The 19095-nt window shown below is 41.2% G+C and carries 16 protein-coding genes; 12 read left to right on the top strand and 4 right to left on the bottom strand.

Going from position 1 to position 19095, the window contains the following annotated elements; genetic code table 11:
- The first annotated feature begins 203 nt into the window (after positions 1 to 203).
- Positions 204 to 956 (top strand): Nif3-like dinuclear metal center hexameric protein, encoded by a 753-nt coding sequence (locus AAEY99_RS06310; RefSeq protein WP_310734189.1) that lies wholly within the window; start codon positions 204 to 206, stop codon positions 954 to 956.
- A gap of 119 nt (positions 957 to 1075) precedes the next feature.
- On the top strand, positions 1076 to 3001 hold the full coding sequence (locus AAEY99_RS06305) for a monovalent cation:proton antiporter-2 (CPA2) family protein (RefSeq protein WP_351009694.1): 1926 nt from the start codon (positions 1076 to 1078) through the stop codon (positions 2999 to 3001).
- A 110-nt stretch (positions 3002 to 3111) separates the two neighbouring features.
- Here AAEY99_RS06305 and metG read toward each other — a convergent pair whose 3' ends face one another.
- Positions 3112 to 5163 (bottom strand): methionine--tRNA ligase, encoded by a 2052-nt coding sequence (metG, locus tag AAEY99_RS06300; RefSeq protein ID WP_101086967.1) that lies wholly within the window; start codon positions 5161 to 5163, stop codon positions 3112 to 3114.
- A 156-nt stretch (positions 5164 to 5319) separates the two neighbouring features.
- Between metG and apbC the strand changes: the two genes are divergently transcribed.
- The 9 genes from apbC to AAEY99_RS06255 are packed head-to-tail and all read left to right on the top strand — an operon-like array spanning position 5320 to position 12411.
- Entirely contained in the window at positions 5320 to 6435 is a 1116-nt protein-coding gene (gene apbC / locus AAEY99_RS06295) for an iron-sulfur cluster carrier protein ApbC (RefSeq protein WP_101086968.1), read from the top strand.
- 9 nt (positions 6436 to 6444) lie between these two features.
- Positions 6445 to 7083 (top strand): uridine kinase, encoded by a 639-nt coding sequence (gene udk / locus AAEY99_RS06290; protein ID WP_101086969.1) that lies wholly within the window; start codon positions 6445 to 6447, stop codon positions 7081 to 7083.
- Positions 7084 to 7106: 23 nt separating this feature from the next.
- Complete coding sequence (gene dcd, locus AAEY99_RS06285; protein WP_101086970.1) at positions 7107 to 7691, top strand: dCTP deaminase; 585 nt, start codon at positions 7107 to 7109, stop codon at positions 7689 to 7691.
- Entirely contained in the window at positions 7691 to 8524 is an 834-nt protein-coding gene (gene pabC, locus AAEY99_RS06280) for an aminodeoxychorismate lyase (protein WP_351009691.1), read from the top strand. Before dcd ends, pabC begins: the two co-directional genes overlap by 1 nt.
- Positions 8524 to 9534, top strand: a complete 1011-nt coding sequence (gene mltG / locus AAEY99_RS06275) for an endolytic transglycosylase MltG (RefSeq protein ID WP_392343636.1) — start codon at positions 8524 to 8526, stop codon at positions 9532 to 9534. Before pabC ends, mltG begins: the two co-directional genes overlap by 1 nt.
- Positions 9531 to 10178, top strand: a complete 648-nt coding sequence (gene tmk / locus AAEY99_RS06270) for a dTMP kinase (protein WP_351009688.1) — start codon at positions 9531 to 9533, stop codon at positions 10176 to 10178. Before mltG ends, tmk begins: the two co-directional genes overlap by 4 nt.
- Before the next feature lie 27 nt (positions 10179 to 10205).
- On the top strand, positions 10206 to 11189 hold the full coding sequence (holB, locus tag AAEY99_RS06265; protein WP_059743857.1) for a DNA polymerase III subunit delta': 984 nt from the start codon (positions 10206 to 10208) through the stop codon (positions 11187 to 11189).
- A 51-nt stretch (positions 11190 to 11240) separates the two neighbouring features.
- Entirely contained in the window at positions 11241 to 11567 is a 327-nt protein-coding gene (locus AAEY99_RS06260; RefSeq protein ID WP_182743898.1) for a PilZ domain-containing protein, read from the top strand.
- 55 nt (positions 11568 to 11622) lie between these two features.
- Complete coding sequence (locus AAEY99_RS06255) at positions 11623 to 12411, top strand: TatD family hydrolase (protein ID WP_351009686.1); 789 nt, start codon at positions 11623 to 11625, stop codon at positions 12409 to 12411.
- A gap of 483 nt (positions 12412 to 12894) precedes the next feature.
- Here the strand turns inward: AAEY99_RS06255 and rsmF are convergent, their stop codons facing one another.
- Positions 12895 to 14349 (bottom strand): 16S rRNA (cytosine(1407)-C(5))-methyltransferase RsmF, encoded by a 1455-nt coding sequence (gene rsmF, locus AAEY99_RS06250; protein ID WP_192115046.1) that lies wholly within the window; start codon positions 14347 to 14349, stop codon positions 12895 to 12897.
- Positions 14350 to 14473: 124 nt separating this feature from the next.
- Between rsmF and AAEY99_RS06245 the strand changes: the two genes are divergently transcribed.
- Complete coding sequence (locus AAEY99_RS06245; protein WP_162023288.1) at positions 14474 to 15700, top strand: spore maturation protein; 1227 nt, start codon at positions 14474 to 14476, stop codon at positions 15698 to 15700.
- 90 nt (positions 15701 to 15790) lie between these two features.
- Here AAEY99_RS06245 and AAEY99_RS06240 read toward each other — a convergent pair whose 3' ends face one another.
- On the bottom strand, positions 15791 to 18436 hold the full coding sequence (locus tag AAEY99_RS06240; protein ID WP_351009682.1) for a PqiB family protein: 2646 nt from the start codon (positions 18434 to 18436) through the stop codon (positions 15791 to 15793).
- Positions 18423 to 19019, bottom strand: a complete 597-nt coding sequence (locus AAEY99_RS06235) for a paraquat-inducible protein A (RefSeq protein ID WP_101087225.1) — start codon at positions 19017 to 19019, stop codon at positions 18423 to 18425. The genes AAEY99_RS06240 and AAEY99_RS06235 overlap by 14 nt, the downstream gene beginning before the upstream one ends.
- Positions 19020 to 19095 lie beyond the last annotated feature (76 nt).

Here is a 19095-nt window from a genome sequence, read left to right as displayed (position 1 = left end):
AGCACGATACCGTTTATTATTCTGAGCAGAGGTTAATTAGTTAAATCCCTAAAAAATCGTACAACTCAGTGGCTGATTCGCTTGCAATTTAACAACGGATAGTAAGTGATAAATGGCCCATTATCTTCTGAGTTGGCTTCAGAGGCTTCTATCCATTTTGTTAGGAAAATATTATGTCAACACATCATCAAGGCTCCTCTACCATTACTCGTCAAACGTTAGGGACATATTTAGACAGTTTTTTAAACGTGTCAGCCTTTAAAGACTATGCTCCTAATGGCTTACAAGTTGAAGGTAAGTCTGATATCCGCACTATTGTGACAGGCGTAACAGCATGCCAAGCATTAATTGAGCAAGCGGCGGCCGTTAATGCTGATGCTATTCTTGTTCATCACGGTTTTTTTTGGAAAAACGAGCCAGAAATTATCACTGGGATGAAGTATCGCCGAATTAAGGTATTAATGGACCATGATATGAGTTTATTCGGCTACCATTTACCGCTTGATGCCCATCACGGTATTGGAAATAATGCCCAACTAGCTTACCAGTTAGGGATTATTAGTCCTCGAGTATATGAACCAGTAGGGCAAGACTTACTCTGGCATGGTCATTTAGAGCATCCTTTAAGCGCCAGCGAATTGAGTCAATTACTGACTAAGGTACTTAAACGTGCACCATTACATATTGGTGATAACAGCAAGCCTATTTCAACCTTGGCTTGGTGTACTGGTGGTGCTCAAGACTATATTGATTATGCAGCCCAAATGGGGGTAGATGCGTTTATAAGCGGTGAAGTGTCAGAACGTACTTATCATGCAGCAATGGAGCAAGGGCTGCATTATTTTGCTGCAGGACATCATGCTACTGAACAATTTGGTATTCAGGCATTAGGGCAGCATTTAGCCAGTAAGTTTGATTTAACCCATCATTTTATTGATATCGTTAACCCAGTGTAGTGGATTAAAATACATCGCTGAATATTGGCCCGCACTTGTACTTGCACTTGTACTTGCACTTGCACTTGTAATTGCAGTGTAAAAGTCGATATTAATTATTTACCCGATAAGGACCCCCAATGACAGAGTACTTTTTACAGGCTTTTATTTATCTCACCGCTGCAGTCATTGCTGTTCCGTTAGCGAATAAATTAGGCTTGGGTTCCGTGTTGGGATATTTGATTGCGGGTGTGGTCATTGGTCCTATTGTTGGTTTAGTGGGCAGTGAAACCAATACCATTCAACACTTTGCCGAATTTGGTGTGGTGATGATGCTATTTTTGGTTGGCTTAGAACTGGAACCCAAAATGTTGTGGGCGATGCGTAATCGTTTACTGGGGCTTGGTGGCTTACAAGTTGTGGGTTCGGTTGTGGTGGTAATGGCTTGTGCAATTTATGCGGGCTACCAACTGAGTATTGCATTAACGATAGGATTAATTTTTTCACTATCCTCTACCGCAATTGTGTTGCAGACCTTATCTGAAAAACGCCTCAATAAAACCCACGCCGGAAAGAACGCATTTTCGGTATTGTTGTTTCAAGACATCGCGGTCATCCCCATGTTGGCCTTTATTCCGTTATTAGCCTTACCTGAGTTAGTTGAGAAAGCCCAAGCTGCAGTTAGTAGTATGAGTGAACAACACGAGCAGTTAAGCCTAGTGGCCTCATTACCTGGTTGGGCATATGCCATTGTACTGGTGTTAGCTATTGGGGCTGTGGTGTTAGGTGGTCACTATCTCAGTAGGCCATTATTTAAAATGGTCGCCGAATCAGGTGCTCGTGAAATCTCTACCGCAGCAGCACTTATGTTGGTCATCGGCATTGCGGCATTAATGAGTTTAGTGGGTATATCACCCGCATTAGGCACCTTTTTAGCAGGCGTTGTACTGGCAAACAGTGAATTTAAGCATGAGCTTGAAGCCAATATTGGTCCGTTTAAAGGCTTATTATTGGGATTGTTTTTTATCACTGTTGGCGCTGGAATCGACTTTACGATTCTATTTGCTGATTTTGGTGAAATAATTGCAATCACCTTAAGTGTTATGCTGATTAAAGCACTTGTGCTGTATTTATTAGCGTTGATTTTTAGGATTAAGGGCAGTGATCGTTGGTTGTTTGCGTTATGTCTGGCTCAAGCGGGGGAGTTTGGTTTTGTATTACTGAGTTTCAGTGTTCAACAGCATGTTATTCCAACTGATCTGGCGCAGACTTTATCTATCGTAGTCGCGTTATCGATGTTTTTAACCCCAGGGTTATTTATATTATTCGATAAAGTGATTTATCCACGCTTTCAAGTGAAAAAAAATCAACGAGAACAAGATAATATTGATGATGAGGGCACGGTGATTATTGCGGGTATTGGCCGTTTTGGCCAGGTGGTAAATCGCTTTTTAATTTCGAATAATATTAAAACCGTAGTGCTCGATTATCAGGTTTCACAGGTCGACGCTATCAGGCGCATTAATACTAAGGCCTATTTCGGTGATGCGACTCGTCCAGATTTATTAAAAACTGCTGGTATTGAACAAGCTTCGCTTTTTGTGGTGGCCATCGATAATAGAGAAAGTAGTGTGGAGTTAGTTAAATACTTACATCATACCTACCCTAAACTTAAGATTGTTGCTAGAGCATTTGACCGTGGTCATGGGCATTTATTAAAAGAGGCTGGCGCTGACGCGGTCGAGTCAGAAACGCATCATTCAGCTCTTGAACTCAGCTTGTCATCGTTACAGTTATTAGGTCATTCGGAAGAATATGTGTTGAGACGAAAGGCAACCTATAAGCGGGTTGAAAAAGAAGCTTCAAAACGTTTATACGATATGTGGTTGAAAGAATCAGTGGGTGAGCGTTTTGGTAACGATTTTATTAAACTGTTTATGTTATATGAAGAGCGATTAAAGCAGGCAATGGATGAAGATAATGCCACTCACCAACAAGATGTAGATATCCAGAACGAAGTTAATGCAAAGCCAAAATCAGATGTTGATGTTAATTCTAATCATTAATGCACTACTTTATACTTGTAGATTAATTACTTAATCACTGGTAGTGTTTTTCTGGATGTGTTTCTGTTGAAAAGACCGCCGAGGCGGTCTTTTTTCTATGTATTTAACAGTTACTTAACGCGCATGCCAGGTTGAGCACCTTCATGGGGTTCTAGTATAAACAGATCTTTACCGCCAGGACCTGCAGCTAATACCATACCTTCTGAATCACCAAACTTCATTGTACGTGGGGCAAGGTTTGCCACCATCACCGTGAGTTTGCCAACCAAATCTTCAGGAGCATAAGCAGATTTAATACCCGCAAATACTTGTTTGGTTTCGCCGCCTAAATCTAATTCAAGACGCAGTAATTTATTGGCTTTCTCGATATGTTCCGCTTTGCTGATACGCGCAATCCGTAAGTCAATTTTTGCGAAATCTTCAAAGCTTATTTCTGGGCTGATAGGATCTTGCTCTAATTGATTAACGGCTTGTGTCGGCGCATCGGTTTTAGGTGCGTCCGTGTTACTGGCTTGCAAGTTCTCTTTAGAGGCATCGATGATAGCTTCAATGCTTTTGGGTTCGATACGCTGCATTAATGCTTTAAATGGCGCTATTTCATGACCTGATAAATCTTGGCCCAAATTGTCCCACGTTAAGGTTAACTGTAAAAAACCTTCAACATCACCGGCCAGTTTTGGTAATACAGGCTTGAGGTAAGTGACCAAGATTCTGAATAAGTTTAATGCATTACTGCAAACTTGATGTGCTTCATCTTGTTTATCGTCTTGCTTAACTAATTGCCAAGGTGCTGCGTCTGCAACATAGGCGTTAGCAATATCAGCTAATGCCATGATTTCACGCATCGCTTTGCCAAATTCGCGAGTTTCATATAATTCGGCAATCACTTCGCTTTTGGCTAAGAATATGTCGGTTAAGCTACTGTCGGTTACCTTGGCTAATTTTCCGTCAAAACGTTTGCCGATAAAACCTGCCGTTCGTGAAGCAAGGTTAACTAATTTACCGACTAAATCTGAGTTTACTCGTTGAGCGAAATCTTCTAAATTTAAATCCAAATCATCAATACGACTATTTAATTTAGCCGCGTAATAATAACGTAGGTATTCCGGATCTAAATTATCTAAATAAGTACGCGCTTTAATAAACGTGCCTTTAGACTTAGACATTTTTGAACCGTTTACCGTGACATAGCCGTGAGCATAAACACTGGTCGGTTTACGAATGCCAGCGCCTTCAAGCATTGCTGGCCAGAATAAACTGTGGAAATAAACAATGTCTTTACCGATGAAGTGATACACCTCCGCGGTAGAGTCTAAACTCCAAAAATCGTCAAAGTTTAAATCATCACGCTTGTCACATAGGTTTTTAAATGAGCCCATATAACCGATAGGTGCATCTAACCAAACATAGAAAAATTTACCGGGAGCATCAGGGATTTCAAAACCAAAGTAGGGTGCATCACGAGAGATGTCCCATTGCTTTAGGCCTTGTTCAAACCATTCGTTAAGCTTGTTGGCCATTTCTTGTTGCAATGAACCTGATTGAATCCACTCTTTTAACATGCCTTCAAATGCTGGCAGGTCGAAAAAGAAGTGTTCGGTATCTTTCATTATTGGTGTAGCACCAGAGACTGCCGATTTAGGATTTATCAGATCGGTTGTACTATAAGTTGCACCACAGTTGTCACAGTTATCACCGTATTGATCTTCAGACTTACATTTTGGGCAGGTGCCTTTAACAAAACGGTCAGGCAAGAACATTAACTTTTCAGGGTCATATAATTGTGAAATGGTTTTGGTTTTGATGTAACCGCGATCACGGAGCTTTAGATAAATATCACTGGCCAAAATGCGGTTTTCGTCGCTGTGAGTACTGTGAAAGTTATCAAACTGGATATTGAAATCCGCGAAATCTTGCTGGTGCTCTTTTTGCACTTGGGCAATCATTTCTTCTGGCGTAATGCCCATTTGCTGTGCTTTAAGCATAATCGGCGTGCCGTGAGCATCGTCGGCACAAATGTAGTGGCATTCATGTCCACGTAACTTTTGAAAACGTGACCAAATATCCGTTTGGATATATTCAAGCATGTGGCCTAGATGGATTGGGCCATTGGCATAAGGAAGGGCACTTGTGACCAGTATTTTACGCTGTGATTTTGTCATTTTGTCTCGATATCAAATTACACCAAAAATATTGCCTGATACTAACTGATTAGCAGACTTTTTTCACCAAAACATGACTTAAAAAGGCTTATTAGTCGCTATTTTTTTACCAAGTTCTGATACACTTGTGCAAATTTCTGGTTCGGAGTTGCCGTTTTGGTCAATACGCATACAAATTATCAATTAAGTGATGAATTATTGTCACCAGTGTTAGATATTTTAGAAGCATTTGAAGATCCTTATTTGCATAAAGGTTTGGTCAGTGCAGGATGTGTTACAGCATTGTCGATAGAAGGAAAACGCCTACAATTAGGCTTAGTTTATCCTTATCCGTGTATGACACAATACCGTGACACCGTGATGGCAATAACCAATAAATTGGCTGTTCTTGACGCCATTGATGAAGTGGAATGTGAAATTGATTTCCAACCACGGGTTTATTCAGCGCTGCCAGCCATTGCACCTATTCCTAATGTAAAACAAGTTATTGCTGTGGCTTCTGGTAAAGGCGGTGTGGGTAAATCAACCACCGCAGTAAACCTCGCATTAGCGTTAAAAGCTGAAGGCGCCGAAGTGGGTATTTTAGATGCCGACATTTATGGCCCGTCTATTCCATTGATGTTGGGCATTCCTAATTTTCGTCCACAATCGCCAGATGGAAAGCACATGACACCTGCATTGGTGCATGGCATTTCTGCGCAATCAATTGGCTTTATGCTAAGTGGTGATGAAGCTGCAGTTTGGCGTGGTCCTATGGCCGCAGGTGCTTTAGCACAGTTACTTAACGAAACGCAGTGGCCTGAATTAGACTATTTAATCGTCGATATGCCACCAGGAACTGGTGATATTCAACTGACATTATCGCAAAAAGTACCGGTTAGCGGTGCGGTGATAGTGACAACGCCGCAAGATATTGCTTTAGCGGATGCCAAGAAAGGCATCACCATGTTCAACAAGGTCAACATTCCAGTACTTGGGATTATCGAGAACATGAGTTTTCATCTTTGTCCTGAATGTGGCCATAAAGAACACCCATTTGGTACTCATGGTGGTAGTCAAATAGCGGAACGTTATAACGTACCATTATTAGGCTCACTGCCATTACACATCAATATTCGTGAATCAATGGACAATGGTACGCCGAGCGTGATGAGCGAACCAGAAAGTGAAGTGTCAGGGATATATCGCGAAATTGCCCGCAAACTAGGGGCAGAATTAGCACTTCAACAAGTACAATCAACCGTAAAAATTAGCATATCAGAAGACGAGTAAGGTTAAGAGATGAATTCTCAGCAGTGTGTCATTATTGGGATTGCCGGTGCGTCGGCTTCAGGTAAAAGTTTAATTGCTAAAACAATTTTTGAAGAATTGTGTCGTGATTTAGGAACAAATCAAATTGGTGTGATCAATGAGGATGCTTATTATCATGATCAAAGCCATTTGACGATGGAAGATCGTGTCAAAACTAATTACGACCATCCAAAAGCGTTAGACCATCAGTTATTAGCGTCTCATTTATCTCAGCTTAAACAAGGTGAGCCAGTTAGCATTCCATGTTACAGCTATACTGAGCATACTCGTATTAGCGACACGTTGACCATGCAGCCTAAAAAAGTGATTATCTTAGAAGGCATTCTATTATTAACCAATCCTAAATTACGTGACTTAATGGATGCCAGTGTGTTTATGGATACGCCATTAGATATTTGCTTTTTACGTCGGTTAACTCGTGATGTTGCTGAACGTGGTAGAACAATGGAATCGGTTATTTCACAATATAAACGAACCGTACGCCCGATGTTTTTACAGTTTATTGAGCCGTCAAAACAATATGCCGATATTATCGTTCCACGGGGCGGTAAAAACCGTATCGCAACTGATATTTTAAAAGCTAGAATTCAGCATTTATTGGCGAAGTAGCCTTATCTAGAAGAGAGTGCAGCATGCGTTTAACTGATATAGAGATTGAGCAATGTTTAGATAATGGCACCATTATTATCGATCCTCGTCCTGGTATTGAAGCCATTTCGGGAGTGAGCGTGGATGTACGTTTAGGCAGCCAATTTCGTGTATTTAAAGACCATACTGCACCTTACATCGATTTAAGTGGCCCTAGTGCAGAAATGCAAATAGCACTTGATCGGATCATGAGCGATAAAATTGAAATAGCTGATGATCAAGCTTTTTTCCTTCATCCTGGCGAATTAGCATTAGCGGTAACCTATGAAAGTGTGACCTTACCTGCAGATGTTGTAGGTTGGTTAGATGGTCGTTCATCACTTGCCCGTTTAGGGTTGATGGTACATGTGACCGCACATCGTATTGATCCCGGTTGGCAAGGTAAAATCGTACTTGAGTTTTTTAACAGTGGCAAATTGCCGTTGGCTCTTCGCCCTGGTATGACGATTGGTGCGCTTAATTTCGAGCGCTTAAGCTCTGCGGTTGCTCGTCCATATAACACGCGTAAAAGCTCGAAGTACAAAGATCAACAAGAGGCTGTGGCAAGCCGGATCAGCCAGGATAAATAATGGCACCAGTTTGGGTTAATCACGTTGAAAACGGACTAATAAGTCCATTTGATCGTGGTGTTGCTTATGGTGATGGTGTGTTCGCAACCATGCGCACAGCATCAGCTGATATGCCCGCAGGGATCCTATTCCTTGACGAGCATATTTCTCGTTTGCAGCAAAGTTGCGAGCGCCTAAGTATTCAGTGGCATCCAAGCGACTTATTAATACAACAATTAATCCTACTCGCCCAACAATACCCACAACATTGTATAAAGCTATTGCTGACGCGTGGAGTCGGTGGCCGTGGTTATCAGGCTCCTTTGAGCGCAAACGTTACAGAAGTCGTGTCAGTGCATCCCATTCCTGAGCATTACCTTGATTGGCAGCAAAGTGGTATCTCGCTAGCATCATCACCCATATGTCTTGGCAGGCAACCACTTCTAGCGGGAATGAAACACCTTAACCGATTGGAACAGGTGCTCATAAAGTCACAACCTCTACCGAGTACTCATCAAGATTGGCTAGTGTTTGACTGTGACGGTAATGTGATAGAGTCATCCATGGCCAATATTTTTGTGGTCAAAAATGGTCATGTGTTTACCCCAGCAATAACCCATGCGGGCGTAAGTGGTGTGATGCGTGAGACATTAATTGATACTCTGCTCTGTCAGGGTTTCTCAGTTATGGCTACACAATTAACACTTGGTGATATTCAGGCCGCGGACAATATATTTATAACGAACAGTTTATTTGGCATTGTTGATGTAACTGCCATTGACGATTTTCAATTTAGCCATTGGACGCAAACACCGCGATTCAGGCACATTTTGAGTGTGAATTTATCATCATGATTAAAACCATAAAAACCTTTTTTTTAGCCAGTCTTATTCCTCTATTTACAGTATTTTGTCTTGGAGGATATTGGCTTGTATCTGGCTTAATCGCTTACCAAAAACAGCCATTACAGTTAACTGAAATTCAAACATTAACGGTTGAACCTGGTACTAGTTTGATTAAGCTTGCGCAACAACTAGAGCAACAATCATTGATTACCGATAGCTGGAAAGTTAAATATCTGGTCAAACTTGAACCTAAGCTTGCCCATATTAAAACCGGTTTGTATCAATTGATCCCAGGCGATACATTAGAAGCGTTATTAAAACGGCTGTACTTAGGCCAACAAGTGGTTTTCAGCATCACCTTAATCGAAGGTAAAACCATTGCCGAGTGGCAGCAAGCACTGACCACGACTGAGCATTTAGCAAAAAATACCGACGACTTTAACCAAGTGCTATTACAAAATGGCGATACCTCTGGTTTGCCTGAGGGTAAGTTCTATCCAGAAACATTCCATTATCATGCAGATGATAACTTACAGACGATTTTAAACCGCAGCTACACCATGATGCAGTTAAGCTTAGCGCAAGCATGGGAAGGGCGCGACCCTGATTTAGCCCTATCATCACCTTACGAATTATTAATTATTGCGTCTATTATTGAAAAAGAAACGGGCAAACCTGAAGAGCGTGATTGGGTGTCTGCAGTGTTTAATAATAGACTTAAAAAAGGTATGCGTCTTCAGACCGACCCCACGGTAATTTATGGCATGGGTGAACGTTATAAAGGTAATATTACTCGTAAAGATTTACGCGAAGCAACGGCATTCAATACCTACAAGATTGATGGTTTACCGCCAACGCCTATCGCTGCACCAAGTCGCGCATCATTATTTGCCGCCGCTAATCCAGCCAAAGTAAATTACTTGTACTTTGTTTCACGCAATGATGGCAGTCATGTGTTTTCATCTACGTTGAAAGCCCATAATAATGCCGTAAACGAATTTCAGAGAAAAAGAAAATGACTCAACAGCAAGGCAAGTTTATTGTCATTGAAGGATTAGAAGGCGCGGGTAAATCAAGCGCGATAGCCCTTGTTAACGATATTATTAAGCAGTATATCGGTCAGGCTCCTGTGTGTACTCGTGAGCCGGGCGGGACTCCTTTGGCAGAAAAAATGCGCGATTTAGTTAAAATTGCCGATGAGACAGATCCATTATGCGATGAAGCAGAATGCTTACTTATTTATGCAGCGCGAACACAATTAATCGCCAATGTTATTAAGCCTGCTTTGTCTGCGGGTCAATGGGTACTTGGCGATAGACACAATCTGTCATCATTAGCTTATCAAGGTGGTGGCCGAGGGTTAATGCCATTAGTGAAAGCGGTCAGTGATGCTTGCTTACGTGGTTTTAAACCCGATCTCACTTTATATTTGGATATTGATCCTACGTTAGGCTTAAGCCGTGCAGCCAGTCGTGGCGAGCTTGATAGAATAGAGCAACAAGCGATTGATTTTTTTGAGCGAGCCAGACGAACCTACTTACAATTAGCGCATGAAGATGACAGCATTGTGGTGATTGATGCCAGTCAATCCATGGAACAAGTGCATAATGATATTGGTATACAATTACAACGCCATTTATCCACTCTTATGAGTGAGCTGTGATTATATTAAAAGGGATAATGTGCCGACATGAGTGATTATCAGATTGACCAGCTGCCTTGGTTAGCCGATCCACATCAGCGTTTTGTTGACCAGCATTATCGAGGCAAAAGCAGTCATGCGCATTTGTTCAACATCGATAAAGCATTAGGAGGCGATAAGCTTGCTAAGGCTGCAGCGCAAACTGTGCTTTGCCAGCAACTCACTCCGGTTGGTGCTTGTGGCCAGTGTAAAAGTTGTTTGTTATTGGCAGCAGGTAATCATCCTGATTTATATATAATCGAACCAGATGGCAACCAAATTAAAGTCGATCAAATTCGTCAGCTCTGCCAAGCGTTAACCCAAACGGCTCAGCAAGGTGGCGCACGTGTAGCTATAATCGTTAATGCCGAACGCTTAAATTTGGCAGCGGCTAATGCATTATTGAAAACCCTTGAAGAACCTGGCGATGATGTTGTACTCATTTTGCAAACCAATACATCAGCCCAGTTACTAGCGACCATTACCAGTCGTTGTCAAACGCTTAATTTTGTTGAGCCAACTAAAAACGAGATCCATCAGTGGTTAGCGGCGCAGCAGTTGTTACCGCCAGCCAATGCCGATGGCAAAATCCATGATGTTACATGGTGTCTTAGTGTTGTTGGTGGTCCTCTTGCGTTAGCAAATAGTTTAACCAGTCAGCATTATCAACAACTGCTGACATTTCGCCAAGATTGGGCCCAAAGTTTACAAACGGGTCATTTAAGCAACAGTTTATTGAAGGTGTCTGAACAACAAATTGTTGATGCACTTAATGTTTTGTATTTGTACTTGCGCCAATATGTGTTAAAAAGTAATAAGCTAAAAACTGAAAACACGAGTCGTCAGTCATTAAATCCACTGGTTCAATCAAAAGTCATTGAACTTGCTGGGCGTGTGATGACCATGTGTCATAGACTTGAAACAATGCCGAGTGTGAACGCGCCAGCCTTGTGTCAACAATATGTGCTCACATTTAGACAGTTGACCCATTAAAACGTTTTTATATTGATTTTTAACCTGCTTATGGAAAGAAAATAATTATTTATGGTCGATCTTGTTGTTAATTACGATACATTACATAAACTTTATCGTGCTTATATGCCTTTTATTAAGCCTGCAGGTTTATTCGTTGCGACTACAGAAAGTCATTTTTTAGGCCAAGAGCTTACTATTTCTTATCGATTACCTAATGCCACCCAAACAAATGAATTTAAAGGCACAGTGGTATGGATTAATCCATTAGGTGCATCTGGTGGGCGCCCAGCGGGTATTGGGGTTAAAATTAAAACTGATGTTGAAAGTCATAAACATCATATTGAAAAATTATTATCAAGCGAACTTGCCTCTAGCGATTTGACCTGCACTATGTAGCTAGGTATTCTTGCGCATCTGTTTTATTTGTTAATGTAGTTGCGAAAGAATTCCCATGCTAATTGATTCACATTGCCACCTTGACCGCTTAAAAGCGGCCCCAGACTCAGCCAGTTTACAATTCATTATGGACAATGCCAAAGCTCAAGGTGTTGACTATCTATTGTGCGTCAACGTTCGTCAGCAAGGCTTTGAAGCCATGCGAGATAAAATGTCTGCCTTTAATAATGTGTTTTTGTCTTCTGGCGTACATCCTCTCGATGTACAAGAAGGGTTGAATATTGAAGACATTAAACGTTTTGCACAAGATCCCAGAGTGGTTGCCATTGGCGAAACAGGCTTAGATTATTTCTATTCAAATGACACAAAAACCTTGCAACAGCAGTGCTTTGAACAACAAATTTCGTTAGCTGTAGAGGTGAATAAACCATTAATTGTACATACTCGCGATGCCCGTGAAGATACCATTAATATGCTAAAAGCAGGTCATGCCGACAAAGTGGGTGGCGTGCTGCATTGCTTTACTGAAAACTGGGAAATGGCCAAAGCCGCCATTGATTTAGGCTTTTATATTTCTGTTTCAGGAATTGTAACGTTTAAAAATGCAGGTGAATTGCGCAGTGTTATTCGCCAAGTACCAAAAGACCGATTACTGGTCGAAACCGATTCACCTTATTTAGCTCCGGTGCCGCATCGTGGTCAAGAAAATCAGCCTGCTTATGTTCGAGATGTTGCCGAATTTGTCGCAGAATTGCGCGGTGAAAAATTCGAAGAGTTAGCTCAATACACCACGGATAACTTTTTTAATTTATTTAAAGATGCCGCTAAGTTAGTTGGCCGCTAAATCAAATCTGCAGCTAGCTCAATCCTGAGACTAACAGCAAATTATCTAATTTGTGGCTTACTTCGCGGCAATAAAGTTCTGATATGCCTGCTGTGCAGGCAAACAAAATAATGTTAGCGCAGTTGCTTAAATAATTGCGCTAACGTTACTCAAATACCACCATGAACCTATGACTTAAGCACATTTTAGAGCGTGCTGGTGGGTGAAATAATAAAAAAAGGCCCAAAACTATCCAATTGTTTTGGGCCTAGGGAAAGGGCTCGATTAAGAGCCTTGCGCTACTGTTGTGGCATCTTAAGATAGCTTAAAATGCCAAATACTGAGTCGAACATGAATTAATTATAGGCACTCAAATTGTGTTGTGCATAAAATTTAATTAATAATGTTGGTTTAGCACTCTGTTTTATCACTGTGTTTTATAGTAATTCATTGATAATTATGTTTTATATTCTTTATTCTTGCTCATCGAAATAGTGTAGCGTGCTATAGGCTCAAGTTAACGTTATCGCGGACCAAATCACGCGGTAAATTGTTTTTCAGTCTATGGCCTAAATGTTTTACAACCCCAAGCACGACTTTATGATAACTCACTAACATTTCGCCTTGTGGCATGATGGCTAACTGCTGCTGTGTCGGTTGATCAAAAGTGCTTGTAGCAATATCACGGCCCATTAAAAAACCTTGTGCTTGCGCCGCACTTAATTCCATTGTTTTTGCTGGATTATGTGCTGCTGCTGATAGAGCAATGACGGCTTCATGTTTTGCTTTGTAGCCTTTTTTCATCGCATCAGCGAGCTTAATGCCAATACGCTGAAAGCGCATTTTGCCTATAAAAGGAATAAATTGGACTGGAAACAACCAATATTCATCGTCACGCAACATGATCACATCATCGCTGGGTAACTCGAGACAGAAGTTGTTTTGAAAGTATTGTGTTAATTCCACTTTTTGCTTTTCGTTTACGGGAGTAAAAGGAAAGTTTTTTTGTAATTTAGGCTGTTTTTTTACTCGCTCGACTGAGGCGGTTTTACGAATTTTGGCGACAAAAAAACCTTCGCTGTCGTAAATTTGTGGCCAAACATGTAAAAAACCTTCTTTAGTGCATGCTTTATTTGCACCATCAAATAACTCAGCCAGTGACACAAACTCAACCGCATCAGGGTAAGTTTGCTGTAAGTGATAACAGATATGTTGGTTTTCTAACTGGCTTAGAGTACAAGTCGAATAGACTAACACTCCGCCTGGCTTTAACGCTAAAAATGCTGATTCGATAAGATCTTTTTGGGTTTCAGCAATCGCAGTAACATCTTCAATATCCCAGTGTTTTAATGCCAAGGGATCTTTACGGACGGTACCTTCGCCGCCACAAGGAGCATCCAATAAAATAGCATCAAACGATTCATATAAATATTCACCAAAGACTCGGCCATCAAAATGGGTTAGGGCGGTGTGGCTGGCCCCCATACGTAACACATTAGCGTGTAATACTTTAACGCGACTGGCAGAATATTCATTAGCGACTAATAAGCCACTGTTATTCATTAAGGCTGCGATTTGAGTGGTCTTAGAACCTGGAGCTGAGGCGACATCCAAGATTATTTCGGCGGCGGTTTCATTGGAAAATAATGCGGTCGGCGGCAGCATTGAGCTGGCTTCTTGGATATAAAATAGCCCTTGAATATGTTCAATGGCATTACCCAGTTGGATATCATCTTTACCCTCAATCCAAAATCCGTCAGCACACCAAGGTACTGGAGACAGTTGCCAGCCGGCTTTAGTCATGATGCTGAAAAATTGTGCAGTACTGATTTTAAGCGTATTCACCCGAATGGATTTACGAAGTGGTTTATCACAATAGGCGATAAACTCTTCTAAAGCCAAGTGAGCGGGTAACTCTTTCTCAATGTGATTGATAAAGTTTATATTTAATTGGGCCATAATAAAAAACGATACATTATTGTTGCAGTAATTGAAGCGATCATATCACGGAATTGTACACCCTGTTTGGCAATGATTACTGTATATTGACGTTAATAAAACCGACTGGCTAATGGAGTGGTGTGTGCTAAATAGAGTGTGGTTATTATTTTTTATCATTGCTGCGTTGTCTATCTCGATTCAATTAGTGAATGGCAATGTCGATGTATTAAGCGAGTCGGTGACGGCATTGTTTGCCAGTGCTAAGTTAGCCGCTGACATCTCGCTTGGCTTAATCGGTGTGTTAGCGTTATGGATGGGCTTGATGCAAGTCGGTGAAAAGGCCGGTGTGGTGGGTTTGTTTGCCCGCATATTTGAACCTTTACTGTCTAAGTTGATGCCTGAGGTTCCTCGTGGACATGTCGCCTATGGCAGCATTAGCATGAATCTTACTGCTAATATGTTGGGACTGGACAATGCAGCAACGCCTTTAGGCTTAAAAGCGATGCATGATCTGCAATCTCTTAACCCTGTAAAATCAGTAGCAACCAACGCCCAAATTTTATTTTTAGTATTAAATACTTCCTCAGTAACATTAGTCCCTGTAACCGTCTTTCTTTATCGTGCCCAACAAGGTGCGGCTAATCCTGCTGATATCTTTTTACCCATTTTATTGGCCACAAGTGTTTCCACCGTTGTGGGACTATTGGTTGTCGCGTTAGTGCAGCGTATCTCGTTAATCAATAGTGTTATTTTGGCTTATGCTGCAACCATTATGAGTGTATTCATGGCCGGGATTGCTTATTTGGTGACATTATCCGCCGATGCGATAGGCCAGGTGTCTATGGTGTTAGGTAACGGTATACTGTTGTTGCTGATTTTAAGTTTTATTTTAGTCGCAGGTTATCGCAAAATTGCCGTGTATGACGAGTTTGTTGATGGCGCTAAACAGGGCTTTAGCCAAGCAATTCAGCTAATCCCTTATTTGCTGGCGATGTTATTAGCCATTGGGTTTCTTAGGGCTTCAGGGGCGTTAGATTATGCCTTACAGCTGTTAGCAAGTGGCGTGAGTGCATTAGGCGCCGATACGCGCTTTATTGATGCGATGCCAACCGCGTTCATGAAACCTTTTAGCGGTTCTGGTGCGCGTGCGATGATGTTAGAAACCATGAGTCATCACGGAGTTGATTCTTTTGCGGGCCGACTAGCAGCTATTTTACAAGGCAGTACCGAAACAACATTTTATGTGTTGGCTGTGTACTTTGGTTCAGTGGGGATCCGTAATGGTCGTCATGCACTAGGGTGTGGTTTAGCAGCAGATTTTGCAGGTATTAGTGCCGCCATCGGTGTGTGTTATTGGTTTTATGGTTAAAAATCAATTATCGAAATCAATAATATAAATAAAAGGCCGATAAATATATCGGCCTTTTTTTTGTACTAATTGTATTATCTCTAGCTGAGGTTACTTAGTTTGTGTAGGTCGCCATTGTGCCCATTCATCTTGCATATTCTCATGCAATGGGAAACGTTCGGTTGCATTGATACGATTACTATCTGATGTTGTATCTTGGGTCGCAAATGCTATACCACCGGCGAGTATCGTTTCTAATGAGCCTGTTTCTAACTGTGCACCCGAAAATAAACCGACGTCTAATTTAATACCAGAGGCATCCCAAAACTGGCTAGTCTGGTTAATTAAGTGACTATATTCAGCATTTACATGGGCAAACAACGTAATTTCAATTCCTGAGTCATCCAACCTGTATCCATCAATTTGTCCGACTTTAATTCCGCGGAAAAATAGCGGTGTACCGACCTTAATAGAACCTAGTTGATCGTCTACTAATTGGAATGCTAATGCATCTTTAGGTACGGTAGCCTCAAAGCTCGAGTGAGGTTGGGCAACAAAATTATCAATAATTTCTGTGCTGTTACCTGGGATAACACCAATATAAGGACCCGTTAATAGTGTTTCTGGGGCATTAATACCCGCTAAAGAAATTTGTGCATCGACGATAAAAAATTCAGTGTCACTGGCACTAAAATGGTTTACGTAATGGCCATAGATATAAGCTTGTGCATTCTGAGTGTTTAAATCTTGATTTAGTTTAACCTGTGACACTTCACCAATTTTATGCCCTTGATAGCGAATAGCCGCTTTTTCTGACACTTTAGTACTCACAGGCAGAGTGAGGTTGATGACTTTAGCCTGCATGAGTGCGAGTGACTTGTTATCATATAATCGTAGATTAGGTTGATTATTTTCAGTATCAACTCTGTCGTCTATATGTCCAAGGGTAATACTGCCATTTATTGCACCTTTCAATGGTGCAACATTGATATCGACACCGGCTAAACTGGCATTGATGGCTACAGCGTCATTACGCCAAAAAACCGTAGTGGGCTTAATTAACGGAACAAATTTATTGTCGATATTGATATCGATATTAAATTTATCCGTTTTAGCTAACCAATTGACTTTATTCACTGAGCCTATTTGCATTTTTTTGTAATAAATTGGCGAGCCTTCAGCTAAGTCGGCACCATCAATACTAGTTAAAGTAAAGGGTGTCAGCTGTTGTTGAGCGTAAAGCGTTTGGGCCGATTCAATTGATTCGTGCAGTGTTAAAGTACTATTAGCCGAAAGCAGCATTTCGCTGTTACCCGGAATTAAGCTAATAGCGCCTTCCAACATCGTAGTGAGGTCGCGAGTTTTAACATTAACGCCCTCTAGTGAAGCATTAATGGCTATGGCACTTTCAGGAACAAAGAAGCTTCCCTTAGTCAGCAAACTCTTAAACTCTGGTTGAATTTCAATGTTATATTCAACAGTTGAAAAGTCTTTACTTAAACCAATACTGGTTATCTGCCCAATAGGCAATTGTTTATATCGCACTTGCGCGCCATTACTGACACCTGTGTGAGTCGTGGCAACTACCGTCAATTTAAGTTTGTCTTGACTGAGCAAATCGGGAGCATGTGATGCCAATTCAAATTGCATCGCCTCTTCGGTTATTTGAGTGCCTGGTAAGACATTAATAACACTGCCAGTAACCAGTCTACTGACGTTTTTGACACCTTTTAATGATAACTCAGCCCCACTTATCCAAAATTGGCTATCACTGGTAATTAATGCTTTGTAATGATGTTCAACCCGAGCAATAAGCTTCACTCCAGTGTCGGTTAAGGTTACTTTTTCTATTTCACCAATAACGATACCGCGGTAGGTGATGGCGGTGCCTTCATTAACATCTTCACTGCTAGATGCAGTTAAATCAAAATGAACACCTCCAATAGCGGTAAGCTCATCCTCATATAGGTTGTAAACATCACCATTTTGGGCCTTTTCAGTGTAGCTGCCGGTATCAAAGCTGATGCCGCCGGCCAAAATAGACGCGATACTTTCAGTGCTGACTTTTATCCCCGCTAAAGAAGCATCGATTTTCAAGCCCGATACATTCCAAAAATGGGAGTCTTTATTGACTAAATGGGCATATTGTTCTTGAACAAATGCGCTGATAATTATTTGTTTATTTCCGTCGAGGCGATAACTGACAATGCTTCCGACAGGTGCTTGACGGTAAAATACAGGCGAGCCAACATCAATCGAACCCAGTTTAGGGGATTTTAGTTCGATCATGAGTCCTTCACTGCCGGGGAGTATTGCAGGCGCTTCACGTTGTGCTTCAAATACGGTTGCAGAGCGACCATCACCAGGTTGAAGGGCAATATAATTACCAGAAAATAACGTATCGAGCCCTTCAACTCCGGTAATACTTGCTTTAGGTTTTACTAACCAAAAAAGGGTGTTTTTATTGAGGAAAGGGTCGGCACGGTAATCCATAATAACTTTAACGTTTACCCCTTTTAGATCATCGTCAATACCAATGTCAGTGACTTTACCTACCGTCAACCCTTGGTATTTGACCAACGTTTTGCCGATATCAATACCCGTAGCACTAGGGAAATGTATTAATATTTCAATGCCGGATTCTTTAATGCTTTTGACCCCTAACCAGGCACCTAATATCAAAGCAACAACCGGTAATAACCATATTGGCGAGAATAACTTTTTCTTCACAATTTTAGGCGATTCAATTTGTGTCATCAGTGTTTTCCAAGCGGTCCCAAAGTAATCGAGTATCTAACACTTTTGCTGCGACTTGCGTTAGTAAGATAACTAACGCAAATGCTGTCGCGGCAGGTGCAGGTTTTGCGTCTAATAATTGCCCCATATTAACTAAGGCAACTGTTAATGAAATAACGAATAAATCGAGCATTGACCAGCGGCCGATCCATTCAATAATGTGAAACCCAACCATTAATTTTCTTTTTGATATTGGTAAGTTAAAACTAATAGCCGTCAAGTAAGTCGCTAAGCCAATAATTTTAAGCCAAGGTACTAAAATACTGGCAGTGAAAACAATGATAGCAATCGGAAACATACCGGTTTTGACTAAATGACTAATGCCACTAAAAATGGTGTCATTGGTGACCACTCCGCGATTAGTTAACAAGGTAATAGGGTAAATATTGGCGACAACAAGTAAAATTGTCGCGGTAACTAATAAAGCCCAACTTTGTTGGATGCTGGCATAACTACGGCTACTTAATTGACTAAAACAACGTCGACAATGACTGTTACTTGTGACGTTAAGTTTGCGACAAACAGGGCATAAACATAAGCCCATTTTCTTGCCCTGAATATGAGGTAAAACCTCAGTTTTCGGCTCGTTATCGGTATTCGCAGTTTGCTTAGGGCTGTCC

The sequence above is a fragment of the Shewanella sp. S1-58-MNA-CIBAN-0166 genome (assembly GCF_040310085.1).
In the GTDB taxonomy this organism is placed as follows: Bacteria; Pseudomonadota; Gammaproteobacteria; order Enterobacterales; family Shewanellaceae; genus Shewanella.
This window is presented reverse-complemented; position numbering and strand designations above follow the sequence as displayed.

Bases quoted from the DNA above. Each gene is read 5' to 3' on its own strand.
- AAEY99_RS06305 (WP_351009694.1), top strand. From the start codon at position 1,076: ATGACAGAGTACTTTTTACAGGCTTTTATTTATCTCACCGCTGCAGTC.
- metG (WP_101086967.1), bottom strand. From the start codon at position 5,163: ATGACAAAATCACAGCGTAAAATACTGGTCACAAGTGCCCTTCCTTAT.
- udk (WP_101086969.1), top strand. From the start codon at position 6,445: ATGAATTCTCAGCAGTGTGTCATTATTGGGATTGCCGGTGCGTCGGCT.
- dcd (WP_101086970.1), top strand. From the start codon at position 7,107: ATGCGTTTAACTGATATAGAGATTGAGCAATGTTTAGATAATGGCACC.
- pabC (WP_351009691.1), top strand. From the start codon at position 7,691: ATGGCACCAGTTTGGGTTAATCACGTTGAAAACGGACTAATAAGTCCA.
- tmk (WP_351009688.1), top strand. From the start codon at position 9,531: ATGACTCAACAGCAAGGCAAGTTTATTGTCATTGAAGGATTAGAAGGC.
- holB (WP_059743857.1), top strand. From the start codon at position 10,206: ATGAGTGATTATCAGATTGACCAGCTGCCTTGGTTAGCCGATCCACAT.
- AAEY99_RS06260 (WP_182743898.1), top strand. From the start codon at position 11,241: ATGGTCGATCTTGTTGTTAATTACGATACATTACATAAACTTTATCGT.
- AAEY99_RS06255 (WP_351009686.1), top strand. From the start codon at position 11,623: ATGCTAATTGATTCACATTGCCACCTTGACCGCTTAAAAGCGGCCCCA.
- rsmF (WP_192115046.1), bottom strand. From the start codon at position 14,349: ATGGCCCAATTAAATATAAACTTTATCAATCACATTGAGAAAGAGTTA.
- AAEY99_RS06240 (WP_351009682.1), bottom strand. From the start codon at position 18,436: ATGACACAAATTGAATCGCCTAAAATTGTGAAGAAAAAGTTATTCTCG.
- AAEY99_RS06235 (WP_101087225.1), bottom strand. From the start codon at position 19,019: ATGGGCTTATGTTTATGCCCTGTTTGTCGCAAACTTAACGTCACAAGT.